This is a genomic window from Pseudomonas sp. TWP3-1 (assembly GCF_049896625.1).
GTDB lineage: Bacteria > Pseudomonadota > Gammaproteobacteria > Pseudomonadales > Pseudomonadaceae > Aquipseudomonas.
The window spans coordinates 1-20,556 of record NZ_JAFCUQ010000035.1 but is presented as its reverse complement, the minus strand read 5'-3'; the positions used below and the strand labels follow the sequence as shown (position 1 = coordinate 20,556).

The window sequence follows — 20,556 nt, the reverse complement described above, 5'->3', positions numbered from 1 at the left end:
CTGAGCGCGACCGATTCCGTGGCTGAAGGTGGTTCGATTGTCTACACCGCCACGCTGACCAACGCTGCGGGTTCGCCAGTCACCGTGACTCTGTCGAACGGTGCTGTGATCACTATCGAAGCGGGTAAAACCACCGGCACCGTGACTGTTCCAGCACCAACCGATGACGTTTACAAAGACGCCGGCAGCGTGCAGGCCACGATCAGCACCGCGACTGGCGGCAACTTCGAGAACCTGGTGCCAAGCACCACGCCAGCGGTTACCGAAGTGAGCGACACCATTGACACTTCGACTGTCAAACTGACTGCCGATACAACTGTGGCCGAGGGTGGCACCGTCACCTACACCGCTACGGTCGGTGCGCCAGTAACCGGTTCGCCGGTGACCGTGACCCTGGCCAATGGCTCGACCATTACCATCGGCGTCGGCCAGACCACCGGTACCGTGACCACCACCGCGCCGAACGATGCGTTGACCGGTCAGGCATCGCTGACCAATTCGATCACTGGCGTGACGGGCGGCAACTTCGAAAACCTCGTAGCCGACAAAACTCCGGTCAGCACGACAGTTACCGACACCGTCGACACCACCAATCTGTCTCTGAGCGCGACTGGTTCCGTGGCCGAGGGTGGCTCGATCATCTACACCGCAACCCTGACTAACGCCGCTGGCTCGCCAGTCACCGTGACCTTGTCGAACGGTGCTGTGATCACTATCGATGCCGGCAAAACCACTGGCACCGTGACCGTTCCAGCTCCATCCGACGACGTCTACAAAGACGCCGGTAGCGTGCAGGCAACCATCAGCACTGCCACCGGCGGCAACTTCGAGAACCTGGTTCCGAGCACCGTTCCAGCCGTCACCGAAGTCACCGATACCATTGACACTTCAACGGTGAAACTGACTGCCGATACAACTGTTGCTGAAGGTGGCACCGTCACCTACACCGCTACGGTCGGTGCGCCAGTAACCGGTTCGCCGGTGACCGTGACCCTGGCCAATGGCTCGACCATTACCATCGAAGTGGGTAAAACCACTGGCACTGTGACCACCACCGCGCCGAACGATGCGTTGACGGGTCAGGCATCGCTGACCAACTCGATCACTGGCGTGACGGGCGGCAACTACGAGAACCTCGTAGCCGATAAGACGCCGGTCAGCACCACCGTCACCGACACCGTCGACACCACCAACTTGTCGCTCAGCGCGACCGGTTCCGTGGCAGAGGGTGGCCAGATTACTTACACCGCGACACTGACTAATGTCGCTGGCTCACCAGTCACTGTGACGTTGAGCAACGGCGCCGTGATCACCATCGATGCCGGCAAAACCACTGGCACCGTGACCGTCCCAGCGCCATCCGACGACGTCTACAAAGACGCCGGCAGCGTGCAGGCCACGATCAGCACCGCTACTGGCGGCAACTTCGAAAACCTGGTTCCAAGCACCGTTCCGGCCGTTACCGAAGTGACCGACACCATCGACACTTCGACCGTCAAACTGACTGCCGATACAACTGTGGCTGAAGGTGGCACCGTCACCTACACCGCGACTGTTGGCGCGCCAGTAACCGGTTCGCCGGTGACCGTGACCCTGGCCAATGGCTCGACCATTACCATCGGCGTCGGCCAGACCACCGGCACCGTGACCACCACCGCGCCGAACGATGCGCTGACCGGCAACGCGCCTCTGACCAACTCGATCACCAATGTGACTGGCGGCAACTACGAAAACCTCGTGGCGGATAAAACCCCTGTCAGCACCACCGTGACCGACACGGTCGATACCACCAACTTGTCGCTGAGCGCCACGGGGTCTGTGGCCGAGGGTGGCCAGATCACCTATACCGCGACGCTGACCAACGCTGCCGGCTCGCCGGTTACCGTGACCTTGTCGAACGGTGCTGTCATCACCATCGACGCCGGCAAAACCACTGGCACCGTGACCGTCCCAGCGCCATCCGACGACGTCTACAAAGACGCCGGCAGCGTGCAGGCCACCATCAGCACTGCCACCGGTGGCAATTTCGAAAACCTGGTGCCAAGCACCGTTCCGGCTGTTACCGAAGTTACTGACACTATCGACACTTCGACGGTGAAACTGACGGCCGACACGACCGTCGCTGAAGGTGGCACCGTCACCTACACCGCAACTGTTGGCGCGCCAGTCACCGGTTCGCCTGTCACCGTAACCTTGGCCAATGGCTCGACCATTACCATCGGCGTTGGCCAGACCACTGGCACCGCGACCACTACCGCGTCGAACGATGCGTTGACCGGTCACGCACCGATCACCAACTCGATCACCACCGTGACCGGTGGCAACTTCGAAAATCTCGTAGCCGACAAGACTCCGGTCAGCACCACTGTGACCGACACCGTCGACACCACCAACCTCTCGCTCAGCGCGACCGGTTCCGTGGCAGAGGGTGGCCAGATTACTTACACCGCGACACTGACCAACGCGGCTGGCTCGCCAGTCACCGTGACCTTGTCGAACGGTGCTGTCATCACCATCGACGCCGGTAAAACCACCGGCACCGTGACCGTCCCAGCACCATCCGACGACGTCTACAAAGACGCCGGCAGCGTGCAGGCCACGATCAGCACCGCCACCGGTGGCAACTTCGAAAACCTGGTGCCAAGCACAACGCCAGCCGTGACCAGCGTCACCGACACCATCGACACCACGGGCGTTAAGCTGACTGCGACCGGCACCGTGGCTGAAGGTGGCACTGTCACTTACACCGCGACTGTCGGCGCACCTGTGACTGGTTCGCCTGTGACCGTGACCCTGGCCAACGGCCAGACCATCACCATCGGCGTCGGCCAGACCACTGGCACCGCGACAGCTACCGCGTCGAACGATGCGTTGACCGGTCACGCACCGATCACCAACTCGATCACCACCGTGACCGGTGGCAACTTCGAAAACCTCGTAGCCGACAAGACTCCGGTCAGCACCACTGTGACCGACACCGTCGACACCACTAACCTGTCGCTGACCGCTACCAATTCGGTCGCCGAGGGTGGTTCGATCATCTACACCGCGACGTTGACCAACGCTGCTGGCTCGCCAGTCACCGTGACCTTGTCGAACGGCGCTGTCATCACCATCGACGCCGGCAAAACCACCGGCACCGTGACCGTCCCAGCACCATCCGACGACGTTTACAAAGACGCCGGCACCGTGCAAGCAACCATCAGCACCGCCACCGGTGGCAACTTCGAGAATCTGGTGCCAAGCACCACACCAGCCGTAACCAGCGTCACCGATACCATCGACACCACGGGCGTGAAGCTGACCGCAAGCGGCACCGTGGCTGAAGGTGGCACCGTCACTTACACCGCTACCGTAGGCGCCCCAGTGACCGGCTCGCCTGTCGTCGTGACCCTGGCCAACGGCCAGACCATCACCATCGGCGTCGGCCAGACCACTGGCACCGCGACAGCTACCGCGTCGAACGATGCGTTGACCGGTCACGCACCGATCACCAACTCGATCACCACCGTGACCGGTGGCAACTTCGAAAACCTCGTAGCCGACAAGACTCCGGTCAGCACCACTGTGACCGACACCGTCGACACCACTAACCTGTCGCTGACCGCTACCAATTCGGTCGCCGAGGGTGGTTCGATCATCTACACCGCGACGTTGACCAACGCTGCTGGCTCGCCAGTGACGGTAACCCTGAGCAACGGCGCCGTGATTACCATCGAAGCCGGTAAAACTACTGGCACCGTGTCTGTCCCGGCTCCGGCAGACGACGTCTACAAAGACGCCGGAACCGTGCAAGCAACCATCAGCACCGCCACCGGTGGCAACTTCGAAAACCTGGTCCCAAGCACCGCACCAGCCGTGACCAATGTCACCGACACCATCGACACTGCTCAAGTCAGCATCACTGGCAGCACCTCGGTGACCGAAGGCCAGACCGCCAGCTACACCGTCAGCCTGACCCACCCGGCGCAGACCGACGTGACCCTGAAAATCGTCTACAGCGGCACCGCCGCCGACGGTTCGGACTTCACCGGTGTGTACACCGTGAAGATCCCGGCAGGCGCGAGCACCGCGACCTTCAACGTCGCGACCATCGATGACAAGATCACCGAAGGCACCGAGAACTTCGTGGTCAAGATCGATTCGGCGACTGGTGGCAACTTCGAAAATCTTGCGGTCAGCGCCACCAATGGCAGCGTCAGCACTTCGATCATCGACAACGATGCGCCGCCGGTCATCGACCTCGATGCCAACAATTCCAGCGGCGCTACCGGTGCCGATTACAAGGTGACCTTCACCGAAAATACGCCGGGCGCGGGCGTGTCGATTGCCGACACCGACCTGAAGATCACCGACCCGGACAGCACCATGCTGACCGGCGCGACCGTGGTGCTGACCAACCGTCAGGACGGCGATGCGCTGAACCTGGGCAACAGCGTCAACGGCATCACCATTAATGCCAACAGCACCAACGGCACCGTGACCTTGACGCTGTCGGGCAACGCGACGCTCGCTGACTACATGCAAGCGATCAAGAACATCAGCTTCACCAACAGCAGTGACGACCCGAGCACCGTGCCGCGGATCATCACCGTGACCGTGACTGATGGCAGCAACTACTCCAACACCGCGACCACCACGGTCAACGTGGTGGCAGTCAACGATGCTCCGGTGGCTGCACCGGTCAATGTCACTGGCACCGAAGACACGCCGCTGATCCTCGGCTGGTCGACCTTCGGCGTCAGTGACGTCGACAGCCCGGCCGCCAGTCTCGGCGTGAAAATCACCCAGCTGCCGGGCGAAGGCAAACTGCAGTATCTGGACGGTTCGACCTGGAAAGACGTGGCCAACAATCAGACCTTCAGCAAGGCTGATATCGACGCCGGCAAACTGCGCTTCATGCCGGATGCCAACGAGTCGGGTGTCAACGGTTACGGCGGCAACGGTCTGGGCAACAACCAGGCTGACTACGCGCAGATCAAATTCCAGCCAACCGATGGCCAGGCGCTGGGCAACACCGGCACGATCAAGATCGACATCACGCCAGTGGCGGATGCTCCGACTCTGAACGTCGCTGATAACAGCGTGAAATCCACCGGGCTGATCAAGGAAGTCTGGACCGGCCTGTCGGGCCTCGGCACCAACGGCAATGGGGCAGATTCGACCACGCTGAAAAACGTGATCGACGGCGCAGGTAAGCCGAACTCCAGTGGGACAGTGAACAACGTTCAGTCCGACGGCGGCGTGACTGCGGGCACCGCGTCGAAAACTTCCGGCCTGATTTACCTCGAAGCCGGCAAAACCTACACCTTCAGCGGCATCGCCGATGACAGCCTGTTGATCACCATTGGTGGCAAGAACGTGGCCTCGGGTACCTGGGGCGCGGGCGGTGCGATCAATGGTTCGTTCACCCCGACCACCAGCGGCTACTACACGCTGGACATCTACCACCACAACCAGAGCGGCCCTGGTAGCTATAACGTTGACCTGTCGGTAAACGGCAGCACGCCGATCGACCTGAGCAGCGCCGGCGTGCCGCTGTACACCGGCGTGAAGGATCTGGCGAACGCCGGTGTGACCGTGTCGGATCTGCACGGCACTAATGGCGAAGGTTATTACGACGGCTACAAACTCAACACCGGCGCCGAAGGCACCACGGTGAAACTGTCGTCGATCAGCACTGCGCTGACCGACACCGACGGTTCGGAAACCCTGAGCGTGAAAATCAGCGGCGCGCCAGTCGGCTCGGTTCTCAGCGACGGCGCGGGCCACAGCTTCACCGTGACCGCGAGCAACGGCGAAGCCAACGTCACCGGCTGGAACCTCGGCAGCCTGACCGTGACCCCGCCGACGTATTACAACGGCCAGTTCAACCTGACCGTGACCTCGACTTCGACCGAAGCCGTCGGCGGATCGGCCAGCAGCACTGCGACCATCCCGGTCACCGTGGTGCCAGCGGTGTACAACGCCATCACCGCCACCTCGGCTGACGACACTGTCGTCGGCACCGATGGCAACGACATTGTCGTCGCCGACATCGGTGGCCTGACCGTGGTGCCGGGCACCAACTACAACATCGCGTTCATGGTCGACAGCTCGGGCAGCATGAGCACTTCGTCGCTTAACGCGGCCAAGGACTCGCTGACTTCGGTGTTCAACACCCTCAAGCAAAGCATGGGCGGCAACTCGGGTACGGTGAACATCTTCCTGGTGGACTTCGATACTCAGGTCAAACAGTCAGTGTCGGTGAACCTCAACGATCCGAACGCCCTGACCAAGCTCAAGGCAGTGTTGGACTCTATGTCGTCCGGCGGTGGCACCAACTATGAAGACGTGTTCAAAACCACGGCCAACTTCTTCCAGAGCGCTGAAGCGGTTGCCAACACCGGGGCGAAGAACCTCACGTACTTCATCACCGATGGCCAGCCGACCTACTACCAGACCGGCGAGTCGACCAATCCGTACCTGTACGGCAACAAAACCCTCGACAGCCTGATCACCACCACCAACTACAAGTTGGGTACCGCGGTCAGCCTGACTCCGGACAGCACGCACCAGATTGATATCACTGCAGCGGGTGCTGTGACGGTGTGGACCAAGTCGGGTAATAGCTGGTCGTATCAGAACTTCGGCACGCTGCATGCTCAGGGCGACGGAACCTTTGAGTTCTCCGGCCTGGCGGGCACTGGTAGCAGCACCGATTACTACACCACCAGCAACTCCGGCAGCAGCTTCACCTTGCTGAGCAATCTGTCGAACGTCGAAGCCATCGGCCTCAACAGCGGTGTCAGCCTCAACGACCTGAAACCGTACGATTCGGACAAGACGCCGCAAACCAACATCGATCCGAAGGACCTGGCCAACTCGATCATCGGGCACACCGAAGCGACGCTGCCGGGTTCCGACACGGTCAATGGCGGCGACGGCAACGACATCCTGTTTGGCGATCTGGTGAGCTTCAACGGCATTGCTGGCGAGGGTTATCAGGCGATGCAGGCGTTCGTCGCCAAGGAAACCGGCGTCGATGTCAGCAAAGTCACCACCAGCAACGTGCACCAGTACATCACCGAGCACTATCAGGCGTTCGATGTATCCGGTTCGCATGACGGCAACGACACGCTGCTGGGCGGCGCGGGCAATGACATCCTGTTCGGCGCAGGCGGTAACGACACGCTCGACGGCGGCAAGGGCAATGACATCCTGCTCGGCGGCACTGGCAATGACACGCTGATGGGTGGTCCTGGTAACGACATCCTGATCGGTGGTTCCGGTGGCGACACGTTCGTCTGGAAATCCGGTGACACTGGCAACGACGTGATCAAGGACTTCAAGGCCAGCGAAGGTGACCGTATCGACCTGCGCGATCTGCTGCAGGGCGAGACCGGCAGCACCATCGACAACTTCCTCAAGATCAGCACGGTCGACGGCGTGTCGTCGCTGCAAGTCAGCTCGGGCGGCAAGTTCAACTCGGCCGACGCGGCAGCCGCCACGCCGGACGTGACGATCAAACTGGAAGGCAATAACTGGTCGAGCGCCAACATTCACAACTTGATCGCGGGTAGCGACCCGACCATCAAGGTCGACCACAACAACAGCTGATGCATGAACAAACGGCCGCCCCAATGGGGCGGCCGTTACGTTTGCGCCCGTCGCCCCGGTGACGATTCGCTCGGCGCACCGCATACTCGCGCGCAGTTGGCTATGCTGCTGACAGCATGACGCTGGTTCATATCTGAGGGATGCTCAATGTTTTACGTGCAACGCGATGCGCAGGGCGAACTGATTCGCGTGGAAGCTGCGGCCTACGCCGAGGCCACGGAAACGCTGCCTGCCGACAACCACGAAATCCAAGCGTGGTACGCCAACGAAGCCGTGGAAAACAGCCTCAAACAGCTCAAGCAGAGCGACTTTGAGATGATCCGGGTACTCGACGACCTGATTCAGGTGCTGACCCAGAAAGGCGTGATCCGCGTGACTGACCTGCCGCCGGCGGCGCAGGCCAAGTTGATGGATCGAACCCAGGCGCGGGAAGCGCTGGGCGGGTTGGGCGGGTTGATTGATGAAGAAGAGACCGGGTTGATCTGATCCCCTCACCCCAGCCCTCTCCCGGAGGGAGAGGGGGCCGACCGCTTTGTCTCAGGTTATACATCGGCTTGAAAACTCGAGTCGATTATGGATTCACAACATATCGTTCAAGTCGGCGGATCACGTCAATATCCTACGGTCAGTTCCCTCTACCTCTGGGAGAGGGCTAGGGTGAGGGCTGCTTTTTTGTGACTCACCGCCAAGGCTTCGGCTCACCGAACAACTGCCCCTGAACCCCATACAACCCCATCTCGCGAAGCACCGAAAACTCCCCCTCAGTCTCCACCCGCTCGGCAATCAACGGCAGATCAATACTGTGTGCCGCCCGCTGGATCGCCTCGATGAACAGACGTTTGTCGCTCTCCTGATCGATCGCCCGAATGTAGCTGCCGTCAATCTTCAAGTACGCCAGCCCCAGCCGCGCCAGGTTGCCGATCATGCTGAAGCGTCCGCCGAAACGTTGCAGGCTCAGTGAGAAGCCAAGTTCGCGCAGGCGACGGGTCAAATCTTCCAGCACCGACTGTTCCGGCAATTGCTCTTCGCCGATTTCCAGGGTCAGGCGCGGGCCAAGATTGGAATGTGCGCGGAGAATTTCGAAGACTTTGTTCAGCGCCTGCGGATCAGCCAGGGTTGCCGAAGACAGGTTCAGCGCCAGCGACTCTTCGTGCCCGGCCATTTGCTCCAGCACGCGCTCGAGCATCAGTCGATCAAGCCGCGCAGTCCAGCCGAAGCGCTCCAGCCACGGCAGGAAACGCCCGGCGGGAATGGTCTGACCCTGCTCGTCGAGCAGGCGCGACAGCACTTTGTAATGCAGCACCAGTTGCGTGTCCTGCGCCGCGACTACCGGTTGGAAGAACAGCTCGAAACGTCGCTGATTCAACGCCTGATCGAGCAAGCGATGCCAGGCGTGATGATCGTCGCCGACATCTGCCACCAGGCTCTGATCGAGACACGCCCAGTTCTGTTCGCCTTGCCCTTCGGCCTGCGCCAGCGCTTGATCGCCGAGACTCAGCACGGATTGCGGAGAGTCGCCATGAACGAACGGCGCCAGCCCGATGGAGGCCACCGCCGCGACGTCGGTGGCGCCGGTCGCATGCAGGCTGCTCAGTGCGCTGTCGAGGCTTTGCGCCAGTTGCAGCGCTTCTTCACGGGTCAGACCCGGCGCCAGCACGGCAAATTCGCCGCCACGGATACGCGTGACCAGATTCTGGGTTTCCGGGTATTTGGCGCACTCGCGGGACAATTGCTCGCCCACCGCTTTGAGCAATTCGTCAGCACGCTGACCGCCAAGGCGCTGGTTGAGACCCGCCAGATCCTTGACCCGCAACAACAGCAGATAACCTGAGCTGGCCTGTTCCGGATTGCTCACTCGGGCGTTGAGCTGCATTTCGAAATAGCGTCGGTTGGCCAGCCCGGTGAGGTTGTCCTGATACGACTCGGTGCGCAGTTTTTCACTGCGCTCTGCCTGTTCTTGAAACAACGCCTTGAGCTTCTCGACCATTTGATTCATCGCCAGCACCACACGGCGCAGTTCAGGAGTGCGCGGCAGATCCGGCAGGCTGAGGAACTCGCGACGGGCGATGGCGTGGGATTGCTTGACCATGTAATCCAGCGGCTTCAACTGGCGGCGCAGCAACAGCGCGCCGAGCACCGCACTGACCGCGCCGCACACCAGCAGCCAGCCGAGGCTGCCCAGCGCGCTCTGCCAGAGTTTCGCCAGCGCAAACATCGGATGGCTCACCACTTCGACCCGCGCCGCCTGCTCCCAGCCACGGCTGACCAACGCATCGCCACCGGCCGGCTCGAGGCCAATCAGTTTGACGAACCAGTCCGGCACGTTGCTCACCTCGGGAATACCACTGCGCTCGACGATGGTCTGATCGGTCTTCACATCGACCACGCGGATACTCGCGTAATAGCCACTGTCGAAAATCGAACTGACGAGCAGCTCGACCATTGCCGGATCATCGATATTCGGCGTCAGCGACAACGCCAGCGCCGTAGCGGCGTCCTGGGCGTGCGAGCGCAACTGGTTGACGTACTGGGTGCGCGAGCTCTCCAGACTGACCATGAAGCTGCCGGTGAAGGCGACCACCAGGAACAGACAGATAGCGATCAACAGCTGTTTGAACAAGGACATCTGAGCGCGTGCTCCTAGTTAGTCGTCTCGACCGGGAATCCTTCGGCCTGCATTTTTTTCAGCACATCCTGCCAGCGTGACAGACGTTTGGTATCGCCGACCTTTTTATTGCCCTTGGCGCCCGGCAGATACAGGCCTTCCGCATTGAAAGAATAGACCGGCAGCAAATCGGTTCGCTCCGCCGCCGGCTTGATCGGATCGATCAGGCTGTCGAGCACCAGCGGCATGGCGTCGGGGCTGGAATAGTAAGTCAGAACCATGTGCGCGCGGTTCTGGCGCAACGCCTTGACGTAGGTGATGCGCAACTTGTCACTGGCCACCCCGAGATGGCGCAGACTGAAATACTTGGCGATCGCATAGTCTTCGCAGTCGCCGGCACCTTTCCACAAGGCTTCGATAGGGGTTTCCCAATAATCCACCTCGCGCCACAGGTCGATGTCTTCGACGTAACGCACCTGCTTGTTGAAAAACAGGTTAACCACCTTGAGCTTTTCCAGCTCGCTGCCCTGCTTCTGCGTGGCCAACAGATTTTGCCAGGCATCAATGCGCTGCTGCCCCGCGCCCAATGGCCCATACAGCGCAGTGGCCTTACGACTGATTGTGGAAAAATCCCAATCGGCATGCAGACCGCCCAGCATAACGCCGGCCAGCAGCAGCGCGCAGCCTAGCCAGCGCACAGTCCGTGGGATCGCGAATCGTACCGCCAATACAAGGCACTCAAGGGGTAGGGAGGAAAGCGTTTGATGGTGAAGGTTAGCCCAGCAAAAAACAATGGCACCATGAGATCATCGGTAGCGCGCTAAACTGCAAATGTGACCAGGTTCTTCTACACGGTTTGACAACTTGTAGAGCAGTCACTAGTGTCCTTTGGATCCAAATTCGGTAGTCATTCAGGGTGCGTAGTCGTGACACAGAAGCCCAAGCCGCTGCATAGCATCAAAGTCGACAGCCCGATTCCTGCGCATCTGGCGCGTTCGGTCATCGAAGAAACCCTGCGCGCCGCGATCCTCGACGGTCGTTTGCCCTGCGGCACTGCAGTGCGTCAGCAGGACCTGGCGGATCTGTTCGGTGTCAGCCGCATGCCGGTGCGTGAAGCGTTACGTCAGCTCGAAGCCCAAGGGCTGTTGAATGTGGTTGCCCATAAAGGTGCGGTGGTCGCGCCGCTGATCCAGGGCGATGCCGCCGAAACCTATGAACTGCGCATCCTGCTCGAGTCCGAGGCGCTGCGCCAGTCGATCAACCTGCTCACCGCCGCCGACCACGAGCAGGCGGCCAGCTACATCGAAGAACTGGAAACCGAGCACAACTACACCGAAATCGGTCGGCTGAATCGACTGTTCCACATGGCGCTGTACAGCAAGGCACCCAACCGTCGCTTGCTGCGTCTGGTGGAAGAAGGCCTGAATGAAGAAGAACGCTTCCTGCGCTTCAATCTCGAGGCCATGGGTCTGGGCAAGCTCTCGCAGGATGATCACCGCGCACTGCTGCAAGCCGTGAAAGAGCGTGATGTAGAACTCGCCGTGCAACTGCTTGAGCAGCATCTCAACCGTGGTGTCGAGGTGATCACCCGCTACCTCGCCGAATCCAGCACGCAAAGCCGCCGAGCGGCACACTGATCCCCCTGTCGGGTTACGCGACAACGCCTACCCGGCGAATAACCCGCTTACAAATCCCCTCGCCTGCCACCGTGAATAGCCGTGGCACATCGGCGCCTGCGCTCTAACCTCCCCTCAGCTCAAAACAACCCGTTATTTGCACCGCAACGAAGTCATTTCCGACGATAGCGGCGGCGCTGATTTACGCGCACCCTTGATTTGTCAACCCAATAAAGAACGGGGACGCGCCGCCACGGCAGCAGTCCTCGCACCAGGAACCTACGGAAGGAGCCTTGTCACGGGAAAAGGAAGAACCGGCGCCGTTGCACGCCCACTTCATCCCCTCAAATCATTTCGATCTTTTAATTGGAAAGTTGCTTCGAGTGAGGCATTCACTCTTATTAATCAATTTTGGCCACTTATCGCCGAAAGGAGCAACTTCGCCCAAATAAAACTTAATAAGAAAGTTTTATCAGACCCACTCACACTTGAAAAACAGCCAACTAAAAATAATTCAAAATAAACTTGTTAAGTTGTTTTGTGATGTATTAGCTTTTTACTCGCCAAGTTTGAACTTGCCGTATCAGCCTGGCAGCAGCGAGCAGTAGCGCCCCCATGTGCAGTAGCTACACGCCGATGACTCGGGGTTAGTCGATTATTCAAAGCTTAAATTCTCATCGAACTGAATGAGGCTGTCGCTCGCCTGAAATATATATCCACCGTTGTTAGCCATTGATTATGCAGTCCCTATTCCCCTATAAGCCAGAGGCTCGCCAACATGCCAACTAAAGAACAACTCGCTCTGAAGAAAGCTGAACTCAGTGTTCATCCGATCTTCTCTGAAATCGATTCGCTGACGGTACTTCAACGATTCATGGAAACCCACGTCTTCGCCGTTTGGGACTTCATGTCGCTGACCAAACGCCTGCAACAGGAACTGACCTGCACACGATTGCCGTGGTTGCCGCCGCGCGATCCACATGCCGCGCGTCTGATCAACGAAATCGTCCTCGGTGAAGAGTCCGATGATCGACTGTCACACGGGCATTACAGTCATTTCGAGCTGTACCTGGACGCGATGCGCGAAGTCGGTGCGAACACTGCAGCGGTAGAGCGCTTCGTCGCCCTGCAGCAGGAAGGCGTGAGCTATGACGTGGCGCTGCAAAGCGTCGATGTCGACCCGGCCGCCGCGCAATTCGTCCGCGACACTTTGCACACCGCGCTGCATGCACCGGGGCACAGCGTGGCCGCCGCGTTTCTGCATGGCCGCGAGAGCGTGATCCCGACCATGTTCCAACGCATGCTCGACGCCTGGGGCATCGGCGTCGAACAGGCGCCGACCTTTCGCTATTACCTGGAACGGCACATCGAGGTCGATTCCGAAGACCACGGCCCGGCCGCCGAGCAATTGCTGGAGCGTTTGGTCGATGGCGATCCGCAGCGTCAGGCCGAGGTCTATGCGAGCGCCGTGGCCGCCGTGGAAAGCCGCATCGCGCTGTGGGACGGTTTGCGTCTGAGCATGCGCGAACGTGTGGCAGAGGTGGCCGAATGAACGCCGCCGACTACCAATCCTTCGCCGACGCCTGGGAAAGCCGCGCGACCATCCGCACCCGTCCAAGGCGCGTGCTGGAGGACGACGCACGCCTGATCTATCCGCTCAGTCGCCAACCACTGGTGCTAAGCCAGACCTTCCTGCGCGAATGCCCGGAGCAGCGTGATTTCGCACTGGTGCAGACGCTGTACAAATTCATCAACGATGTAGTGATTTTCGAGACGGAAATCGTCGACAAGACTGCGCGCAGCATCGCCAAAAACCGCTTCGCCGTGCCGTTCCCGTTCGCCTGCCGTTACGACGCCATGACCGTGGTGGTGGACGAGGATTACCACGCGCTGGTAGCGATGGACTTCATGCAGCAGACGGTGGCCATGACCGGCATCACACCTATCGAGTTGCCGGATGAAATCGAACTGAGTCGCGCGATACCCGCCGCCGTTGGACTCGCGCCGGAACACCTGCGCAGCGCAGTCGAACTGATCTGCGTGGCCATCGCCGAAAACACCGTGACCGGCGATGTCGCGGCGTTTGCCCGCGACGATACGGTCAAACCGTCGATCAAGGGTTTGATGGCCGATCACCTGCTCGACGAGGGCCGCCATTCAAGTTTCTGGGCGCGCATGGTGCGCATCTACTGGCACACCGCGAGCGATGCCGATCGCGAAAGCATCGCGCAGATTCTGCCGGTGTTCATCGGCCACTACCTGACCAACGACATCCAGAAAGCTTTCGACCTGCGCCTGATCGATGCCCTGCCAGTCAACGACGCCACGCGCCACGCGCTCAAGGACGAGATGGCCAGCTTGGCCTTCCCGATCAATCGCCATCACCCGCTGGTGGGCAACATCGTGCGGTTCTTCCACAACAGCTCGCTGCTCGACACGCCCTGCGTGCAGCACGCCCTGCGCGACTATCTGGTTTGACCTGGAGGCTGACATGAGACGTCTCGACATTTTGCTGACGGGCCGCAGCCAGGCCTTGACCGACCTGGCGCAGGAGCTCGAACAACACGGTCATACATTGCTGAGCAACGCTGATCTAGCGGCGGACCTGGTGATCGATGACGGCACCTGTGCGCCGACTGATTTCGTCCACACCCCGCAACTGACCTTGCGCCTGGGGATTGGTGAAACCGGCGTCGGCGGCTTGCCGATGCTCGATCTGCTGTGCCTGCACAACACGATGCTGCTCAGTCGCGTGCCGATCGCCGACGAGCCGTCCGGCAATGGCCAGGCATTGCGCCAACGCACGTTGGCGCAAGTGGTGGACGAGGTGGCGTTGCTGGTCAGCCGTTTCTCCCGCGATGCCGAATACTTTCGGCAAGCGACGACGGCCACGGCGCCGGACTTCGAGCGGGTGGAAAACCTGCTGTTTCTCGATGGTCTGGCCTATGTTCATCGACTCAACGCCACGGCTAATCCAGCGCTGCTGCAACAGGCGCGAACGCCGGTGATCGAGCGGATTGAACAGAGCCTGATCCACCACGCCGAACGACCGGCGCTGCACCTCGCCGAGCAGTCAATCAGCTACCACCAATTGCATGCGCACAGCCGGGCAATTCAGCAGCGTCTGCTGCCGGTGCTCGAGCAGCACCCGCAACCGTGGGTGGTGGGGATCTGCCTGCCAAAATCCGAGGCGCTGTTCGCTGCGATTCTGGCGATTCTCGGCAGCGGCGCGGTGTACCTGCCGCTCGAACCGAGTCATCCATTGCAGCGCCAGCAATACATTTTGCACAACGCCGGGGCGCTGCTGTTGCTGCACGATGGCGAGCATCCGCTGAGTGAATCGATGCCGGGGCTGGATGTCAGCCAGATCGACAGCGCCGAAGCCGATCTAACCCAGCCGCTGATGCTTAGGCGCCCCGGACCCGATGCTCCGTGCATGGCGCTCTACACCTCGGGCACCACCGGGCATCCGAAAGGTGTTTTGCTCAGTCAGGCCAACCTTGCGCACTTCACCGCGTGGTACGCCGATTACGTGCAGTTGAGCGGCGACAGCCGCGTGTTGCAGTTCTCTTCGCTGAGTTTCGACTCGTCACTGATCGACATCTTCCCGAGTCTGGTGGAGGGCGCGGAGCTGGTGGTGCCCGACGACAATCAGCGCCGCGATCCATTGCAACTGGTCGCGTTGATTCGTCGTCGCCATCTAACCCACGCCTTCCTGCCGCCGGCGCTGCTGAGCATCTTGCCGCTGGAACAGCTGCAAAGCGTCGGGCAGGTGATGACCGGCGGCGATGTCTGCGAGCCGTTCGTGATCGAGCAACTGACGCGGCAAGGCAAACTGCACAACCTCTACGGCCCCACCGAAGCCACGGTGCTGATCACCGCGCGAGAGCTGAAACCCGGCGACAGCAATCGCAGCCTCGGCGGGCCGATTGCCAACAGTCAGGTGCTGATCCTCGACGATGATCTGCAACCGGTGCCCGAGCAAACCGTTGGCGAATTGTTCATCGTCGGCCCCGGCGTGTGCCTGGGTTACCTGAACAATCCGCAGCAGACCGCCGAACGTTATCTGACCCTCGATTTGCCGGACGGCAAAGCACTACGCGCTTATCGCAGCGGCGACATGGCGCGCTGGGGAGAGCATGGGATCGAGCTGTGCGGGCGGCGTGACAACCAGGTCAAAATTCGCGGGTTCCGGGTCGAGCCGGAAGAAATTGAACGCTGCCTGCGCGAGAGTCAGCTGTATCGGCAGATCGCCGTGGTGATCGACAGTCAGCGCCGGATTCTGGCGTTTTTCGCCCAGCCACAATCAGACGTCGCCCGCGATGCACTGAAGGAGCACGCCCAGCAGTTCTTGCCAGACTACATGCAACCGGTGGCGTGGACTGAGTTGCCAAACATGCCGTTCGCCGCCAATGGCAAAGTCGATCGCAAGGCGTTGCTGGCACTGCCGGTCAGCGTGCAGGACAGCGGCCCGAAATGCCTGCCGGCAAACGCCGACGAAGCATTGCTGCTGGAGATCTGGGGCGAATTGCTAGAGCTGCCGACCGGCGATATTTCCACCGACGAAAGCTTCTTCAATCTCGGCGGTCATTCGATTCTGCTGTCACGCATGTTGCTGCGTCTGCGCGAAGAATTCGGCCGCAGCATCTCGATCAATCGCTTCATCGAACTGCCGACCATCATCAAGCTCGCGACACTGGTACGCGGCACCGATGACGCCGCTGTACTCAGCGCGCAGGCGATGGCCGACGCCGAACGTGAACTGGATGTCGAGCCGTTGCCGATCAGTCGTATGGGCGATGTGCACAAGGTGATCGTTACCGGTGCCAACAGTTTTGTCGGTGTGCATATCGTCGAAGCGCTGCTCGGTTGGGGCGCCAGCGAAGTGGCGTGTCTGGTGCGTGATGGTGGCGGCAAAACCGCCGCGCAACGCTTTACCGAGGCGCTGCGCGAGAACCGTCTCGAGCATCTGGATCTGAGTCGGGTGCGGGTCTATGCGGCGGACATTTCCCGGCCACAACTGGGTCTGGACGATGCGGTGTTCGAGCGGCTGGATCGCGAGTTCGGTGCACTGGTGCACAACGCCGCCAACGTCAATCACGTCCTCGATTACGAGTCGCTGGCAGCAGACAACGTCGAGCCGATTTTTGCCCTCCTGCGCCTGTGCGAAGGACGCAGCAAAAAGGTCTTCAATTTCGTCTCGACCTTGTCCGCTTCAAGCACCGTCGACGCTGAGGGCCGAGTGCTGGAACTGCCCGCCGCAACCACGCCGCCGATCTACATTCGCAACGGTTACAACCTGTCGAAATGGGTCGGCGAACGCATCCTCGGACGAGCGCGCGAGCGTGGGGTGCGGGTCAATCTGTATCGGCCCGGCAACATCAGTTTCAACAGTTTGAGCGGCGTCTGTCAGCCGCACAAAAACCGTTTGATGCTGATGCTCAAAGGCTCGATTCAGCTCGGCCAGGTACCGGCCTTCGCGCTGAATTTCGACCTGATGCCGGTGGATTTTCTCGCGCGTTTCATTGCCTTCCACGCCAGCCGTTACTCGCCCGAGCATGCAGTGTTCAACCTGCATAACCCCGAGCCGTTGAGTTGGGATGCGTACGTCGCTTCGTTCCGCGAAACCGGCAGTCAATTTTCGTTGGTCAGCGTCGCCGACTGGCAACAACAACTGGGCCGGGTCGATGCGGATAACGCACTGTTCGGCGTACTCGGTTTCTACCTCAACGGCTTCGAAGAAGACATCGGCGACATCTCGCTGATCGGCCACGCCAACGCTCAGGCCGGCGTCCAGCAGATGGGCGCGCACTACCCGGAGAAATCGCCGGCGCTGCTGCGCCGGGGTTGCGATTACCTGAAACAAATCAACTTCATCTGAACTCACAAAAAGGAGCAACACCATGAGCAATCTGCAACCGGATACCCTGATCAAAAACCCGCACGGCTGCCACGTTGTGTCTTCGGTAGAAGTGCCGGTGGATGCTGCCCAGGTGTGGGCAGTAGTCGGAAAGTTCGACGGCTTTGACCGTTTCATTCCTGCGCTGTCGCACATCGAAATGACCGGCGAAGGCGTGGCATCGCTGCGCAAGAAATTCTTCAAGGACGGCAACCTGGTGGTCGAGCAACTCAACTCGCGCGACGACCAGGCGTTGAGCATGACCTGGACCACGATCTACAACACCTTGGGCGTGGCCAACCTGTGGGCAGCAATGAACGTCGAAGCCTTGGGCGCAGGCAAGTCGCGGGCGACCTGGACGATCATCGCCGAGCCGGCCAGCGGTGGGTCGGAGGCGTTGCCAGGGTTCAAGGATTTTGTGCAGGGGTTTGCCGATGATGCGATGGGCAATGTGCAGAAGCTGTTTGTGTAATGCATGAAAAAGCCCGCTGCGGATCACTCCGCAGCGGGCTGATTTTCAGCGCGTTTGATCAGATCTTGAAGCTATCGACCAACTGCTTCAGACGGTTGGCCTGTTGCGACAACGCATCGCAATCCTTCAACGTTTCATTGAGGTTGGCCACACTCTGCTGGTTCAGCAGATTGATCTGGTTAACGTCGACGTTGAGGGTTTCAACCACGGCAGTCTGCTCTTCGGTCGCGGCTGCCACCGATTGGTTCATGCCGTCGATTTCGCCGATACGCTGGGTCACGCTGACCAGACGCAGACCGGCCTGATTGGCCACTTCCACGCTCTGTTCGCTGGACACCTGACTGGCGTTCATCGTGGTCACCGCTTCACGCGATCCGACCTGCAGCGAAGTGATCATCTTGTGAATCTCTTCAGCCGATTCCTGGGTACGGTGAGCAAGGTTACGCACCTCGTCCGCCACTACCGCAAAACCGCGACCGGCTTCACCGGCACGTGCTGCTTCAATGGCCGCGTTGAGTGCCAGCAGATTGGTTTGCTGGGAGATGCCTTTGATCACATCGAGAATGTGCCCGATGTTGTCAGTGCTGGCATTCAGGGTTTCGATCTGCGTGCACGACAGGCTGATTTTTTGCGACAGCTCGGTCATCGCTTGAATGGTTTGTTCAACCACTTGGCGACCGTCATCGGCCTGCTCGCTGGCGCCGCTGGCGTGCTGCGAAGCATCGGCGGCGTTACGGGCGATTTCCTGGGTGGCGGCACCCAACTCATTGATCGCGGCGGCCACGCTGTTGGTGCGTGCGCTTTGCTCGTCGGAGCCGACAATCGAGGCGTTGGACGATGCCATCACGCGTTGCGACAGGTCATGTACATGACGAGTCGCCGAGGACACTTCAGAAATCGAAGCGTGGATCCGCTCCACAAACTGGTTGAATGAGCTGCCCAGTTCGCCGAATTCGTCTTTGCTTTCCACCGACAAACGTCGGGTCAGGTCGCCTTCGCCTTGCGCGATGTCCTGCATGGCGCGGCCCATGGTGATCAGTGGACGCATCAGTACGGTGATCAGCAAGCTCAGGAATACCGCAATCGCTGCCACTGCAACGAACATCGCGATCAGAGCGGAAGTACGGAATTGGCTGAGCGCGGCGTAGGCTTTGTCGCGATCGATCGACAGACCGATGTACCACTCGGCATTCGGTAAACCGGTGACGGGGGTGAACGACAGGATCCGCTCCTGACCGTTGAGCATCACGTTCTGGTTGCCCTTCTCGATGCGCACACTGGAGTTCGGATAGATGTCTTTCAGGTTTTTCATCACCTGATCTTTGTCCGGGCTGACGATCACCTGACCGTCGCCGCTGACCAGAAACGCGTGGCCAATGCCGCCGAAGTCCACCGAGTTGATGATCTTCACCAAGGTTTCCAGACTCAGGTCACCGCCAACTACGCCAAGCAGTTCGCCGTTCTTCTTCACCGGCATGGCGATGGTCACTACCAGCCCGCCAACCGCTGCCATGTATGGCGGGGTGAGCATGGTTTTATCGGCGGCTACCGCTTGCTTGTACCAAGGGCGCTGACGCGGATCGTAACCGTCCGGCATCTTCGCATCAGGACGCTGGGTGAACACACCGTTGGCCTGACCGACGTAGGTGAACTGAAAGTTCGAGGTGAATGCAGGCTGATCGACCAGGCCGGGATAGTCCGCGTCCTTGCCTTGATGGGCAACGTTCTGGGCGAGGTTTTCCAGCACCAGAATTCGTCCGCTCATCCAGTTCTGCACACTGCTGGCGGTCAGATCGCCGGCCTGCTGCACAGAGGACTGCAGGTTCTGGCGAATGGTGTTCCGCTGCAGATAGTCGTTGTACAACGTGAACAGCGCGAACGCCAGGACCACGACGCCCGAGGCGGCCAACAGGATTTTATGGCTGAACTTGAGATTCATTTCATGGGACTTCTTATGCAAAAGTGGGGATGCGTTCCGGGATGCAACATTCCATGTACAGCGAAGGCAGCGTTCTTATGGCTGCTCAACTTTGGTGCACGCATGTCTCACTAGTTTTTCGGCACGTTTCGAAGAAATCTTAGGCTCGCGTAGGAAATGAATGGATTTTATGCAGGATTCCCGCTGAACGGCGGGCCAGAGCGGTCATCCGGGATTGTTGAATGGCTGTCGCTCCTGAACAACTGGATTTCACGCAGCCTGAAATGACAAAACCCCAATCGCTTTCGCAATTGGGGTTTCGGAATTCAATCTTGACGATGACCTACTCTCACATGGGGAAACCCCACACTACCATCGGCGATGCATCGTTTCACTGCTGAGTTCGGGATGGGATCAGGTGGTTCCAATGCTCTATGGTCGTCAAGA

General features: G+C 59.9%; 10 protein-coding genes, 1 rRNA gene and 1 pseudogene. 8 read left to right on the top strand and 4 right to left on the bottom strand.

Annotated elements, in window-relative coordinates; genetic code table 11:
- Both ACP7BN_RS27425 and ACP7BN_RS27420 read left to right on the top strand, forming a co-directional pair.
- Positions 1-7,599, top strand: a pseudogene (locus ACP7BN_RS27425) (LapA family giant adhesin); the annotation flags it as partial.
- Positions 7,600-7,746: 147 nt separating this feature from the next.
- On the top strand, positions 7,747-8,085 hold the full coding sequence (locus ACP7BN_RS27420; RefSeq protein ID WP_420651010.1) for a tryptophan synthase subunit beta: 339 nt from the start codon (positions 7,747-7,749) through the stop codon (positions 8,083-8,085).
- Between the two features lie 193 nt (positions 8,086-8,278).
- Here the strand turns inward: ACP7BN_RS27420 and lapD are convergent, their stop codons facing one another.
- Both lapD and lapG read right to left on the bottom strand, forming a co-directional pair.
- Positions 8,279-10,225, bottom strand: a complete 1,947-nt coding sequence (lapD, locus tag ACP7BN_RS27415) for a cyclic di-GMP receptor LapD (protein WP_426206937.1) — start codon at positions 10,223-10,225, stop codon at positions 8,279-8,281.
- A 14-nt stretch (positions 10,226-10,239) separates the two neighbouring features.
- Entirely contained in the window at positions 10,240-10,932 is a 693-nt protein-coding gene (gene lapG / locus ACP7BN_RS27410; RefSeq protein ID WP_426206936.1) for a cysteine protease LapG, read from the bottom strand.
- A 198-nt stretch (positions 10,933-11,130) separates the two neighbouring features.
- On the opposite strand from lapG, the gene ACP7BN_RS27405 reads away from it, so the two are divergent.
- The 6 genes from ACP7BN_RS27405 to ACP7BN_RS27380 all read left to right on the top strand — a co-directional run bounded on the left by ACP7BN_RS27405 (position 11,131) and on the right by ACP7BN_RS27380 (position 18,191).
- Entirely contained in the window at positions 11,131-11,841 is a 711-nt protein-coding gene (locus ACP7BN_RS27405; RefSeq protein ID WP_426206934.1) for a GntR family transcriptional regulator, read from the top strand.
- 136 nt (positions 11,842-11,977) lie between these two features.
- Positions 11,978-12,343, top strand: a complete 366-nt coding sequence (locus ACP7BN_RS27400) for a hypothetical protein (RefSeq protein WP_426206933.1) — start codon at positions 11,978-11,980, stop codon at positions 12,341-12,343.
- A gap of 255 nt (positions 12,344-12,598) precedes the next feature.
- Positions 12,599-13,372, top strand: a complete 774-nt coding sequence (locus ACP7BN_RS27395; protein WP_426206932.1) for a DUF3050 domain-containing protein — start codon at positions 12,599-12,601, stop codon at positions 13,370-13,372.
- Positions 13,369-14,298 (top strand): diiron oxygenase, encoded by a 930-nt coding sequence (locus ACP7BN_RS27390; RefSeq protein ID WP_426206930.1) that lies wholly within the window; start codon positions 13,369-13,371, stop codon positions 14,296-14,298. Before ACP7BN_RS27395 ends, ACP7BN_RS27390 begins: the two co-directional genes overlap by 4 nt.
- Positions 14,299-14,311: 13 nt before the next feature.
- Positions 14,312-17,701, top strand: a complete 3,390-nt coding sequence (locus tag ACP7BN_RS27385; RefSeq protein WP_426206928.1) for a non-ribosomal peptide synthetase — start codon at positions 14,312-14,314, stop codon at positions 17,699-17,701.
- Between the two features lie 22 nt (positions 17,702-17,723).
- Complete coding sequence (locus ACP7BN_RS27380; RefSeq protein ID WP_426206927.1) at positions 17,724-18,191, top strand: SRPBCC family protein; 468 nt, start codon at positions 17,724-17,726, stop codon at positions 18,189-18,191.
- Positions 18,192-18,249: 58 nt separating this feature from the next.
- On the opposite strand, the gene ACP7BN_RS27375 is transcribed toward ACP7BN_RS27380, so the two are convergent.
- Positions 18,250-20,130, bottom strand: a complete 1,881-nt coding sequence (locus ACP7BN_RS27375; protein WP_426206925.1) for a methyl-accepting chemotaxis protein — start codon at positions 20,128-20,130, stop codon at positions 18,250-18,252.
- A gap of 309 nt (positions 20,131-20,439) precedes the next feature.
- Positions 20,440-20,555 (bottom strand): 5S ribosomal RNA (rrf, locus tag ACP7BN_RS27370).
- Position 20,556 lies beyond the last annotated feature (1 nt).

What these genes read in the sequence shown, in the direction of transcription:
- ACP7BN_RS27420 (WP_420651010.1), top strand. Translation starts at nt 7,747, where the DNA reads ATGTTTTACGTGCAACGCGATGCGCAGGGCGAACTGATTCGCGTGGAA.
- lapD (WP_426206937.1), bottom strand. Translation starts at nt 10,225, where the DNA reads ATGTCCTTGTTCAAACAGCTGTTGATCGCTATCTGTCTGTTCCTGGTG.
- ACP7BN_RS27395 (WP_426206932.1), top strand. Translation starts at nt 12,599, where the DNA reads ATGCCAACTAAAGAACAACTCGCTCTGAAGAAAGCTGAACTCAGTGTT.
- ACP7BN_RS27390 (WP_426206930.1), top strand. Translation starts at nt 13,369, where the DNA reads ATGAACGCCGCCGACTACCAATCCTTCGCCGACGCCTGGGAAAGCCGC.
- ACP7BN_RS27385 (WP_426206928.1), top strand. Translation starts at nt 14,312, where the DNA reads ATGAGACGTCTCGACATTTTGCTGACGGGCCGCAGCCAGGCCTTGACC.
- ACP7BN_RS27380 (WP_426206927.1), top strand. Translation starts at nt 17,724, where the DNA reads ATGAGCAATCTGCAACCGGATACCCTGATCAAAAACCCGCACGGCTGC.
- ACP7BN_RS27375 (WP_426206925.1), bottom strand. Translation starts at nt 20,130, where the DNA reads ATGAATCTCAAGTTCAGCCATAAAATCCTGTTGGCCGCCTCGGGCGTC.